Raw genomic sequence first — 12,492 nt, 5'->3', positions numbered from 1 at the left:
CCCTTCGATAGAGGTATCCCCGTGCCAACAACCAATGGTCTTCCCCCTCAAGTATTTCCTGCAGCTCCAGGTCCAGTGATGCCGGACGATCCCGGACGCGGGGCCGCCGTACTGCCGGGATCGTCTGTGGTGCCAGCCCGACGACGGCGTGGACCGCTTCATAACCCGTCCCTCTGGTTGACGGCTGTGCCCCTGACCGTCGTCGCGGCCTGGGCGCTCACCCCCGACCTGTTCACCCCGTTCTCCCCACTCGACGGGGTGCCGGGCGACAACTTTCGTGCACCCGACGCCGAGCACCTTTTCGGAACCGATCATCTCGGGCGGGACGTCTTCACCCGGGTGGTGTTCGGTACGCGCCAGACCCTCCTCACCGCCGGGCTCGCGGTCCTCATCGGTCTGGTGGTGGGCACAATCGTGGGGATCATTGCCGCAACCGCAGGACGGGCCGCCGACGCCACAGCGATGCGGCTGGTGGACGTGTTGCTGGCCGTCCCCGGCTTTCTTATCTCGCTCGTCATCGTCACAGCCTTCTCCCCCGGCCCAATCTCGCTGGGTGTCGGCATCGGCATCGCATCGGTCGCCTCCTTCGCCCGGGTGGTCCGGTCCGAGGTGCTGAGGGTGCGGAATCTTGACTTCATCGAGGCCGCTTTCCTCAACGGTGGAACCTCGTGGTCAGTTATTACCCGCCACATCCTGCCGAACGCCAGCGGCCCCGTCCTCGCGTTGCTGGCGGTCGACCTGGGTGCGGCAATCCTCGCCATCTCCGGGCTGGGCTTCCTCGGCTTCGGCGCCCCGCCGCCCACTCCTGAGTGGGGCCTGCTGATCGCCGAGGGACGGCAATATCTCGGCAGCGCCTGGTGGTTGACCACGCTGCCGGGTCTCGTCATCGTCCTGACGGTCCTCCTGCTGGCGACCCTCGGCCGACAGTTACTCAAAACCTTCCGAATCTAGTCAGGAGCACCCAGTGGACGTTACACACGCACGACCCGGGCCCACCCCCGCCATACCAACAGCACGAACCCCTCGCTGGACCGACGAATCACTGTTGACCATCCAGGGACTGCGGATCGACTATGGCCGCGGAGCTGAGGCGAAGACCGCCGTCGACGGCGTGGATCTCACCATCCGCCGCGGTGAGATCGTGGCACTGGTCGGTGAATCAGGCTCGGGCAAATCCACCCTGGCCAAATCGATTATTGGGCTACTCCCGGCAGCTGCCCACCGGGGTGCGGGCTCGATCTCCCTGGGAAACCTCACCCTCACGAACGCGCGCGAAAAGGACCTGGAAAAAATTAGGGGGGTACGGATCTCACTGGTACCGCAGGACCCCGGCGCCTCGCTTGATCCCGTCAAAACTATCGGCTCGCAGCTGGCCGAGGTTTTCCGGTTGCACTCCAGCGGTCCCCGGCGGTCCCGTGAGTCAATCCGGTCTGAGGTGATCCGGCTCCTCGATCTGGTGGGGATCGACGAACCTGAGAAGCGGCTGAAACAGTATCCGCACCAGCTATCGGGTGGGCTGAAACAGCGTGTTCTCATCGCGATAGCCTTCAGTCTCCGGCCCGAGCTGCTCATTGCAGATGAGCCGACCTCGGCTCTTGACGTGACCGTCCAGGCGAAGATTCTTGAGGTCTTTGAGCGTCTGGCCACCGAATTTGGCACGGCGGTCATCTTCGTGACCCACGACCTGGCGGTAGCGACCGACCACGCCGTCCGGATCGTCGTGATGCGGCGAGGCCGCATCCTGGAGGACCGGTTGGTCGCCGATATCCTGGCCGCGCCAGAGCATGAGTACACTGTCCGGCTGCTGGAGGAGGCCGCTCCTCACAGCAGCCCCACCGCGACCAGAGCCGTCGGCACCACGGCACCCGATGGGCCACTGGCCGTCGAGGTGAGGGGGCTTGTCAGGGATTTCACCAGGGCCGGTGAGCAGCACCGGGCCGTCGACGGCGTGTCGTTCAGCATTGCGCGAGGCACCACCTTCGCCCTGGTCGGTGAATCGGGGTCCGGGAAATCGACCACGGCACGCATGATTCTCCGTTTGCTTGATCCAGGGGCCGGGAAGGTCCTCATCCACGGACAGGACGTCACCTCCGCATCCCGACGGGAGAAGAGGGAACTGTGGAAGCACCTGCAACTGGTTTATCAGAACCCCGATTCCGCACTCGATCCTCGCCTACCAATCCGCGACATCATCGGCGAGCCCCTCCGGAACCACCGAATCGGTTCCAGGGCAACCCGTGCCAGACGGGTGGCCGAGCTCCTGGATCAGGTGAATATCCCGTCGCACCTCGCGGACGAGCGCCCGCCGGCGCTCTCCGGTGGCCAGCGTCAACGCGTCGCCATTGCACGTGCGCTCGCGCTCGGGGCGCGCACCCTGGTGCTGGACGAGGCATTGTCAGCTCTCGACGTCCTGACACAGGCCCAGATCCTCGACCTCTTGGCACACCTGCAACGGGACCTCGGGTTGACCTACCTCTTCATCTCCCATGACCTTCACGTGGTCGAACGGATCTCCTCGACCGTTGGCGTCATGCATCGGGGAAAACTCGTAGAGACGGGCCCCACTAATGAGGTCTTCGGCAATCCCACCAGTGATTACACCCAACTGCTGCTCAACTCCAACCCGGGCCACCGGCTTCGCGCCCACGCCTCCACCCGTAGCGGCGTCGCCGCCCTCGCAACCACGTAAGGACAACTCCATGACCACCACGACCAGCGCCCAGCACAGCGGACCCCAGCACAGTCCGGCCTCGGGCGAGGCCCACTACGAGGAACTCGCCGCGCGTTTCCGTCCGGTGTTCAGGCGCATCGCCGACGGTGCCCTGGCCCGTGAAGCGGACCGGACCCTGCCCTTCGCCCAGGTGGGGTGGCTCAGGGACGCAGGATTTACCACCCTTCGGGTGCCCGCCCGGTTCGGCGGCAATCCGGTGAGCCATGAACACCTCTTCCGGCTCGTGATTGAACTGGCTGAGGCGGACTCGAATGTCTCCCACCTGTTGCGGTCCCATTTTTCGTTTGTCGAGACCGCCGCGCTGCAGTCCGTCGAGTTTCAGGACCGTTGGTTCCCCCGGATCGCCGCTGGCCACATTTTCGGCAACGCTGCCACTGAGCGCTCAGGCAACGCGTTAGGCACCACCCAGACCCGGCTCCACCAGGAGGAGGGGCAATGGTTTCTCACCGGCGAGAAGTTTTACACGACCGGCAGTATATTCGCCGACTGGGTAGTAGTCATGGCGAGCACCGAAGGGCTTGACGGGAGACAATACGCGCTGGTGAGGGCTGACGACCCGCAGGTGACGATCGTGGACGACTGGGATGGTTTTGGTCAACCGTTGACGGGGACCGGCACCGCGCACTTTGACCGGGTACCGGTTGAGCCCGGGGACATCCTGCAGCGGAAGGTGACCAGTACGCTCGAACCAGCGTTCTTCCAGCTTTTCCTGCTGGCGGTGCTGGCTGGGATCGGCCGCGCTGCCTGCCGTGACGCGGTGAACCTCGTTCAAGCCCGGATCCGGACCTTCAACACGGGATCGGGTGGCCTGTTCCGCGATGACCCCCAGATCCAGGAACATGTCGGTGTCCTGGCATCGAAGGCGTACACCGCCGCAGCCGTCGTGACGGCGGCGGCCCGGGACCTTGACGCCGCCGTCGACTCCGCGCTGGCGCTATCCCCCGAGGCAGCGTTTCTCCGAGCCGAACTGGCTGTCGACCAGGCTCACGTCTCGATTCCGCCGCTGGTGCTGGCGGTAACCAGCGAACTGTTCGACGTCGCCGGGGCTTCGGCAGTCGGCAAGAACAAGGCGCTGGACCGTCACTGGCGCAACGCGAGGACGGTCGCCACCCACAACCCGGCGCTCTTCAAAGCGCGCTCAGTCGGTGACTATCTGGTCAATGGCACCACCCCGACTGGCCTGAACAGCATCGGCGACGCCACCGCTCGCCCATCATCCACCACCGGAGGTACCCCCTGATGTCAGTCTTTACTGAACGCCCACGTCTTCTCCTCAGCGCCTTCGCGATGAACACCACCAGCCACATCCTCGGGGGTCAGTGGCGCCACCCCGAAGCCCAGCAACACCGGTTCAACGACCTGCGGCTGTGGACCGACCTGGCGCGGACGCTTGAGGAAGCGAAATTCGATGCGCTCTTCCTCGCCGACGTCGTCGGGCTGTACGGGAACCATGGGGGCGGCTGGACGTCCCACATCGAGCGGGGCCTCCAGGTTCCCGCGAATGATCCGCTGGTCCTGCAGTCGGCGCTGGCGGCAACCACCGAACACCTCGGATTGGCCCTGACCAGTTCAGTTGTTCAGTCTCATCCATTCCAGTTTGCCCGCCAGATGTCCACCCTCGACCACCTCAGCGAGGGGCGGGTCGCCTGGAACATTGTCACCAGCGTGCTGGAGAACTCGTTCAAGAACTTCGGCCACAACGGGCTCGTCGAACACGACAGCCGCTACGACTGGGCCGATGAGTACCTGGAGGTCTGCTACAAGCTTTGGGAGGGATCCTGGGACGACGGCGCCCTCATCCAGGACAAGCGGACGGGTCGCCACGCTGACCCGTCGAAGGTCCACAAGATCAATCACCACGGGGCGCGCTACTCCGTGGAAGGCCCCCATCTGGTGGCTCCGTCGCCGCAGCGCACTCCGCTATTGTTCCAGGCCGGCTCCTCGGGACGGGGACAGCACTTCGCCGCCGCCAACGCTGAAGCAGCCTTCCTCTTCGCACCCAATGTGGACTATGCCCGGAAGACCACAGCATCGGTACGCGCCCTGGCCCGCGAAGTGGGCCGCCGCGACGAGGACATCAAGTTTTTCGCCGGACTTTCCTTTGTGGTCGGGTCCACTGAAGCCGAGGTGTCGCGGAAGCGGGCCGAGCTCGACGGCTATCTGGACCTGGATACTATCGTGGCGCATATCGGCGGCGGGATCGGGGTGGACCTCGGCGGGCTCCCCCTCGACACCACTCTTGGCGAACTGCGGACCGACGGCGCCCGCGGCGTGCTTGAAGCCCTGTTCGCCTCAGTCCCCGGCGGTAATCCGACGATCGCCGATGTTGCGCGTTACTGGGCGTACAACCAGCAGATTGCTGGTACCCCCGAACAGATCGTCGATCAGCTCGAATCCTGGCAGGACGCGGGAATCGACGGGATCAACATCATTAACCAGACCATCCCCGGCTCCTACCAGGACTTCATCGAGGGGGTACTGCCCGAACTGCGGCAGCGCGGTCTGGCGCAGTCTGAATATCGGCCCGGGACCCTTCGGGAGAAGTTCTTCGGTGACGGAGCGCACCTCCCTGACCGGCATCGGGCGGCCAGCCACCGGGGAGCATATGCCGGGGACACCGCACTCCAGACAGCGGGTTAGGCGGGGTCAGCTGCCGACGTAGGCCGCCAGGTGCTCGCCAGTCAGCGTCGTCTTGCTGGCGACGAGATCGGCGGGCGTTCCCTCGAAAACCACCCGGCCGCCGTCGTTACCCGCACCCGGTCCAAGGTCGATCAGCCAGTCGGCGTGAGCCATCACCGCCTGGTGGTGTTCGATCACCAGGACCGACTTGCCGGAATCGACGAGCCGGTCGAGGAGCCCGAGCAGGTTCTCGACGTCGGCCAGGTGCAAGCCGGTGGTCGGCTCATCAAGCACATACACGTCGCCTTTTTCGGCCATCTGCGTCGCCAGCTTGACGCGCTGCCGCTCACCCCCCGAGAGGGTGGTGAGCGGCTGGCCGAGGGTCAGGTAGCCGAGGCCCACATCCACCAGACGGTCAAGGATTTTGTGGGCGGCCGGGGTGCGGGCGTCGCCCTCGCTGAAGAAGTGTTCAGCCTCGGTCATCGACATGGCGAGCACCTCGGCAATGTTGCGGCCCCCCAGGGTGTACTCAAGGACTGACGCCTGGAACCTCCTCCCCTCGCAGTCCTCGCAGGTGGATTCGACAGTGGCCATGACCCCAAGTTCGGTGAAGATGATGCCAGCCCCGTTACAGGTGGGGCAGGCACCCTCCGAATTGGAACTGAACAGTGCGGGCTTGACGCCGTTCGCTTTGGCGAAGGCCTTCCGGATCGGTTCAAGGAGGCCCGTGTAGGTGGCAGGATTGCTGCGGCGTGACCCCTTGATCGCGCCCTGGTCGATCACCACCACACCCTCGCGTCCGGCGATCGACCCGTGGATGAGCGAGCTCTTACCTGAACCAGCTACTCCCGTGACAACGCAGAGCACACCCAGCGGCACGTCAACATCCACGTCCTGAAGATTGTGGGTTGCTGCGTCGTGCACCTCCAGGATGCCCGTGGGCCGACGTACCGATGCTTTAACCGCTGCCCGGTCGTCGAGGTGGCGGCCGGTGATGGTGTCACTGGCACGCAGACCGTCGACACTGCCCTCGAAGCAGACGCTGCCGCCCTGGGCGCCTGCGCCAGGACCCAGATCGATCACATGATCAGCGATGGCGATGGTCTCGGGCTTGTGCTCCACCACGAGCACCGTATTGCCCTTGTCACGCAACTGGATCAGCAGCCCGTTCATCCGCTGAATGTCGTGTGGGTGCAGACCAATGGTCGGCTCATCAAAAACATAGGTGATGTCGGTCAGGGAGGAACCGAGGTGGCGGATCATCTTGGTCCGCTGAGCCTCTCCCCCGGACAGGGTGCCGGCCGGCCGGTCGAGCGATAGATAGCCGAGCCCGATCTCCGCGAAGGAATCCAGCAGGTGTTGCAGGCCCTTCACCAGGGGCGCCACGGAGGGTTCCTCCAACGCACGCACCCAGGCCGCCAGCTCGTCGATCTGCATGATGCACAGCTCGGCGATGTTCTTGCCCCGAATCGTCGAGGACCTTGCTTCCGGGCTGAGTCGGGTGCCGTGGCACTCGGGGCACGGCTGGAAGGTGATAGCCCGCTCCACGAACGCCCGGATGTGAGGTTGCATCGCCTCAACATCCTTGGACAGCATCGATTTCTGGATCTTCGGGATGATCCCCTCAAAGGTGAGGTTGATGCCCTCGACCTTCACCTTCGTCGGCTCCTTGTAGAGGAGGTCGTCGAGTTCCTTCTTGGTGAATCTGGCCAGCGGCTTGTCGATGTCGAAACCTGCACCGCTGAAGATCCGGCCGTACCAGCCGTCCATGCTGTACCCGGGTATGGTGAGTGCTCCCTCCCCCAAGGACCTGGTCTCGTCGAAGAGCGCTGTCAGGTCGAAATCGGAGACCGATCCCATCCCCTCACAGCGTGGACACATGCCACCCAGGTAGACGGCATCCTTGACCACGCTTTTCTGCACCCGACCACCCTTGTCGGTACTCATCACTCCGCTGGCCTTGCGGGTGGGGACGTTAAAGGAGAACGCGGTCGGCGGACCCACATAGGGTGACCCACACCGGCTGAAGAGGATCCGGAGCATCGCGTTGGCGTCGGTGGCGGTGCCGACCGTCGAGCGTGGATTGGCGCCCATCCGCTCCTGGTCGACGATGATCGCCGTCGTCAGGCCTTCCAGGCGGTCGACGTCGGGGCGCGCCAGGGTGGGCATGAATCCCTGGACAAATGCGCTGTAGGTCTCGTTGATCATCCGCTGCGACTCGGCAGCGATGGTGGCGAACACCAGGGAGCTCTTGCCCGATCCTGACACGCCAGTGAAGACCGTCAGACGACGTTTCGGAATGTCGACTGAAATGTCCTTGAGGTTGTTCTCGCGGGCACCCTGAACCCGGATCAGATCGTGTTGGTCAGCGGTGTGCGAGGGTAGCCCGGGTGGGTCGGTCATCGTCGACGTACTCATCGTTTCTCCTACTGCCGGGTCGCCGTAGCGGCTCTCAACGGCGTCGTTGGCCTCATGCTCACCAGGATCCACCAGGACGTTTGATACCGTCTGATTCTGCTGCAGGCGACGGCACCATGCAACCGTCCTTTGCACCGGCGGCCTGCTCCACCGCGCCGCCCGAAACAGCACCGCCAGACACGGCGCCGCCCGAAACCTGGCTGCCAAGCCCTGCCCGGCAGCCGGCAACACCGCCTATTCTTGCGGTATGAGAGGTGCTGGTGCGTGGCGGTGGACGTCGAGTATCCGCGTCCGGATTGTCGCAGTGGTGGTCATCCTGCTGGTGCTGTCCTCCGTCGGATCAGTCCTTTTACTGCGGCTGGTCCTGTTCGAGCGGCTCAATGAAGAGATCAGCACCGGACTGGACCGTGAGGCTGAGGAGTTCAGACTCCTGGCCGGCGGTGTTGACCCACGCACCGGAGATCCGTTTGGCGAGGACCTCTCAGCCATTTTCGATGTGTACTTTTCCCGCGAGATCGCCGATGAGGGAGAGACCCTGCTCGCGTTCCTCGACGGTGAACTCTACGAATCCCGGAGAGCTCCGCAGGTCCCCGATCCTGAGGACTACCAGAGCACCGTCGACTACTGGCTGGGGCTTGAGGAGATGGAACAAGGAACCCTCGACACGCCGGCAGGCAAGACAACCTACGTGGCAGTGCCGTACTCCGGCGAACCGTTCGACGGGTTGTTTGTGGTGGCAAACTTCCCCGCCAACGAACAGAACGAAATCGACCGTGCAGTCCAGACCCAGCTGATAGTGCAACTAGGTACCACAATCCTCGCAGCCCTCCTCAGTCTCGCCCTGGCCGGGAGGGTACTCAGGCCACTGAAGGCTCTCGCTGAAACAGCCAGGAACATCTCGGATACCGACCTCAGCCGGCGGATCACCACCACCGGAAACGATGAGGCATCACAGATCGCCGACGCCTTCAACGACATGCTTACCAGGCTCGAACAGACCTTCACCACCCAGCGGCGGTTTCTTGAAGACACCAGCCACGAGCTGAGGACACCCCTGACCGTCATCAGGGGGCAGATGGAACTGATCGATCTGGATGAGACACCCGAGGAACGTGCCGCAACCGTCGCCCTCGTGACCGACGAAGTGGACCGCATGAACCAGATCGTCTCGGACCTGTTTGTGCTGGCCCGCGCGGAACGCCCCGACTTCCTGGCTCTTGACCTGGTGGAGGTGCGGGACCTGGTGCAGAGTGTGTACCGCAAGATGACGGCGCTCGCCGACCGGGATTGGCAAGTGGCGGTCCCCGAGCCAGCTGTCATCCAGGCGGATCGGCACCGCGTCACCCAGGCGCTCCTGCAGCTCGCCGATAACGCGGTGAAGTTCACTCCCGAGGGTGCCACGATCGAACTCGGCGCTCAGATGGAGGCTGACGCCCTGCGCCTGTGGGTGAGGGATTCGGGCCCCGGAATCCAGCCCGGGGATGCGGAGCACATTTTCGCCCGGTTTGCGCGGGGCTCAGGGCGGGACAGCGCGAGGGTTGGCGGGGCTGGCCTGGGCCTGTCGATTGTGGCGGCCATTGCCGAAGCCCACGGCGGCAGCGCAACGCTGGTCTCCCGACCGGGCTGGGGTGCCTCCTTTGAGATCCTGCTCCCCCGCCGCGCTGCGCCGCCGCCTGCCGCCATAGGCTAGCCGCTTACGGCTGCTGGTTCTTCGCCGTCGGCAGGTACCTGGCCCACCAGTTGAGAATGTGTTCAAACCGCTGCCGACGATGCCACGGTGATCCGGCGCGGGACAATTCGTGGGTCTCGCCGGGAAACACCAGAAGCTCTGTGGGCACACCGCGCAGCTTCAACGCGGTGTAATAGCGTTGAGCCTGCTCCAGCGGGCAGCGCAGATCCTCCTCCGAGTGGACCACGAAGGTGGGGGTCTGCACCTTGTCGACGTGTGCAAACGGATTCTGCGCCTTCACCTGGTCAGGATCGTTGCCCGTGTAGGCGTCGGAGAAGAACCAGCCAATGTCCGATGAGCCGACGAACGACGGCGGATCCAGGTAACCGCGTTCGACCACAGCCGCCGTGAACCGGTGGTCCTGGGAGATGGTCCATGCGGTCAGGTAGCCCCCATAGGATCCGCCCATGACGCCCAGCCGGTCCCGGTCAAACGACGGGTATTTATCCAGTGCGCCGTCCAGGAACCCCAGGACATCGAGGAGGTCAACGGTACCCATCGCCCCCTTGATCACGCGGCCGTGCTCCTGCCCGTACCCGGCCGCACCCCGCGGGTTGCACAGCACGACGGCGTACCCGGCAGCAACATAGACCTGCGCCTCATCGAAGTATCCCCAGCCATACTGGGCGAACGGGCCACCGTGAATGTTGAGCAGGACCGGATGCGGCCCCTCCCCCTCGGGTTCAAGCACCCAGCCATGGACGCTGTGGCCATCACTGGCCGTGAAGGTTTCTTCCCGGGGAACCACCACTGAGGTTTGCATCCGGAGGTCACTGGAGAGGTCTGTGAGCGGCTTCAGGGAGCCCCCGGACACTACCCCCAGATCCCCCATGGTGGTGGGATCGGTATAGGCGGCTACCACCAGGTCGCCCTTCGCAGCTGCACCTGTGACGATGAGTTCGCTGTCGAGTAGAGTGCTGATGGTTCCGTCGGCCGAGGCTTCCAGGAGCGTGCCGCGGCCCCGGGTCCGGTTGAAGACGAGCACCGAATCAGCGCCTTGGGGCACGATGTCCCCCACCTCGCCCAGGTCCACGGTCTCGGCATCGGTAATAGCCCGGGCTTCGCCGGGTGCAGCGGCTGGAGCAACGTAGAGCGCGGTGTTGCGCGCCAGGAAGTCCAGTCCGTCCTCGGAGAGGTCGCTGCCCAGGAAAAACAGCCAGCGTCCATCGAGGCTTTCGACCGGTCGGCTGCACCCCACACGAGTACCGGAGCCGCGGTTGGTGAGCTGCACGACGTCGGACCCATCCACGGCCATCGAGTGGACGTCGGTGTACAGGGTGGTGTCGGCGTCGGCATGAAGTGCCGCGGTGAAGAGGATGCGACGCCCGTCGCGGGTGAAAACCGGCTCGTTGTGGTCCGCGTCTGCCATGGTCAGCTGCACGGCTTCCGGAAGCCCCTTGCCGGTTCCCTTCCCACTGGTGGTCGGCTTCTCACCGCCAGCCTGGTCCGCCGCTGCTTCCTTCGCCCTGCCGACCGGTTCCACGAAGGGCTCGGCGTCGAGGCTCGGAACATCGAGCACAAAAATCTGGGTTCGTTTGTCCAGCGAGTAGCCCAGCCCGTTCATGCGGTACTTGAACGTACTGATCAGGCGGGGATCCTCTAGCCCGGGGCCGACGCCGTCGACGGTCCCGTAGCGGCCGTGCTCCGGAACCCGGGAGGTGAAGGTGAGCTTCGACGAATCGGGCGAGAAGCTGAACGCGCCAACCCCCATTTTCTGGTCCGTCAGACGCTGGGGTTCGCCGCCACGGCTATCGACGATCATCAACTGTGACTTGCCGCCCGGCTCTGCCCTGAGGAAGGCGATGGCGGTGCCGTCCGGTGAGTACTGGGGTGCGGTGTCGCGGAAACCGCGGGTCAACCGCCGCGCGGCGCCCCCCGGGACCGCAATGTCCCACAACTGCCCTACATAGCTGTCGGCATCGAAATCGGGTCGGGTCACCGACACAACGCAACGCTGTGCATCAGGTGAGATCGACGGTGAACTTACGGACTGGAGGTGATTCAGCTCATGTGGTTTCACAAGTCCGAGACTAGATCAGTCGCTGGGTCTTCCCAATTCCGGCCCTAGGATGAACCTATGCGCCGCCTTCCCGAAAACCTGCTGTGCTGCCCCGTGTGCGCAGCGCCGCTGGAACTCTTGGACGGCGCCGGTGCTCTGGTGTGTGGGGTGGGGCACCGGTTCGATGCGGCAAAGCAGGGCTATTTCAACCTGCTCACCGGCAGGGGCACGGAATTCCAGTCGGACACTGCGGTGATGGTTCAGGCACGCACTGACTTTCTCGGAGCAGGCCACTACGACCACCTCCGGACGGTTGTGGCTGATCTGGCGCAGCGGCACGTCGCCGAGCCCCGGGCAATCCTCGACGCCGGAGCCGGAACCGGGTATTACCTGGCCGAGCTGGAGCGCCGACATCCCGCGGCAGCAGTGCTCGCCCTCGACATTTCGAAGTTCGCCCTGCGCCGTGCCGCCGGCGCCCTGCGGGACGGCGTGTGCATGGTTTGGGATGTGTGGCGGCGATTGCCGGTGCGGGATGCAGGGGTTGACGTCGTCCTCAACGTTTTTGCGCCCCGCAACCCCGAGGAGTTCCATCGCGTGCTGGGTCCCGACGGTGTGCTGGTGGTTGTGACGCCTCTGCCGGGGCATCTTGCCGAAATCGCTGACGACGCCGGCCTGCTTGAGGTGCGCCCGGATAAGGCCAGGGGCGTGGCAACCAGCCTGACCGGACTATTTGACGAGGCCGATTCGGTAACCGTTGAGCTCTCCCTGCAGTTGTCCCGCGCCGATATCTACCATGTCGCGCTCATGGGGCCGGCTGGACACCACCTGGTTCCGGTAGACCTGTGGGCAGATGTGGCGGTACTCCCCGCACGCACAGTAGCCAGTGCACGATTCACCATCCAGGTTTTCCGTAAGCACCAGGCCCGCTGAGGCTTGCGGATCGATAACAACCACGCCGCTGAGGCCTGGACCCCTAGGTTTCCCCACTCCGCTTTG

The 12,492-nt window shown here is 64.5% G+C and carries 8 protein-coding genes; 6 read left to right on the top strand and 2 right to left on the bottom strand.

The window, feature by feature from the left end; all coding sequences use genetic code 11:
- Nucleotides 1–78: 78 nt before the first annotated feature.
- Genes ABD059_RS16185 through ABD059_RS16170 form a run of 4 tightly spaced genes read left to right on the top strand, consistent with a single transcriptional unit; the run spans nt 79 to nt 5,371 of the window.
- The gene (locus ABD059_RS16185; protein ID WP_377959690.1) at nt 79–951 is read left to right on the top strand and encodes an ABC transporter permease; all 873 of its coding nucleotides are present in this window, start codon (nt 79–81) and stop codon (nt 949–951) included.
- A gap of 13 nt (nt 952–964) precedes the next feature.
- Nucleotides 965–2,689: a dipeptide ABC transporter ATP-binding protein gene (locus tag ABD059_RS16180; protein WP_343881907.1), complete on the top strand. Its 1,725-nt coding sequence runs from the start codon at nt 965–967 to the stop codon at nt 2,687–2,689.
- A 10-nt stretch (nt 2,690–2,699) separates the two neighbouring features.
- Entirely contained in the window at nt 2,700–3,971 is a 1,272-nt protein-coding gene (locus ABD059_RS16175) for an acyl-CoA dehydrogenase family protein (RefSeq protein WP_343881905.1), read from the top strand.
- Nucleotides 3,971–5,371 (top strand): NtaA/DmoA family FMN-dependent monooxygenase, encoded by a 1,401-nt coding sequence (locus tag ABD059_RS16170; protein ID WP_343881903.1) that lies wholly within the window; start codon nt 3,971–3,973, stop codon nt 5,369–5,371. The genes ABD059_RS16175 and ABD059_RS16170 overlap by 1 nt, the downstream gene beginning before the upstream one ends.
- A gap of 6 nt (nt 5,372–5,377) precedes the next feature.
- Here the strand turns inward: ABD059_RS16170 and ABD059_RS16165 are convergent, their stop codons facing one another.
- Nucleotides 5,378–7,768, bottom strand: coding sequence for an ATP-binding cassette domain-containing protein (locus ABD059_RS16165; RefSeq protein ID WP_343881901.1), 2,391 nt, complete (start codon nt 7,766–7,768; stop codon nt 5,378–5,380).
- Nucleotides 7,769–8,015: 247 nt separating this feature from the next.
- Between ABD059_RS16165 and ABD059_RS16160 the strand changes: the two genes are divergently transcribed.
- Entirely contained in the window at nt 8,016–9,458 is a 1,443-nt protein-coding gene (locus ABD059_RS16160) for a sensor histidine kinase (RefSeq protein WP_343881899.1), read from the top strand.
- A 4-nt stretch (nt 9,459–9,462) separates the two neighbouring features.
- Here ABD059_RS16160 and ABD059_RS16155 read toward each other — a convergent pair whose 3' ends face one another.
- Nucleotides 9,463–11,442: a S9 family peptidase gene (locus ABD059_RS16155; protein ID WP_343881897.1), complete on the bottom strand. Its 1,980-nt coding sequence runs from the start codon at nt 11,440–11,442 to the stop codon at nt 9,463–9,465.
- 132 nt (nt 11,443–11,574) lie between these two features.
- Here ABD059_RS16155 and ABD059_RS16150 point away from each other — a divergent pair, with 132 nt between their 5' ends.
- Nucleotides 11,575–12,426, top strand: coding sequence for a putative RNA methyltransferase (locus ABD059_RS16150; protein ID WP_343881895.1), 852 nt, complete (start codon nt 11,575–11,577; stop codon nt 12,424–12,426).
- The last annotated feature ends 66 nt before the right edge of the window (nt 12,427–12,492 follow it).

This window comes from Arthrobacter flavus (genome assembly GCF_039526005.1).
In the GTDB taxonomy this organism is placed as follows: Bacteria; Actinomycetota; Actinomycetes; order Actinomycetales; family Micrococcaceae; genus Arthrobacter_D; species Arthrobacter_D flavus.
The sequence above is the reverse complement of the archived record's forward strand: the minus strand, read 5'-3'. Positions and strand labels throughout refer to the sequence as shown.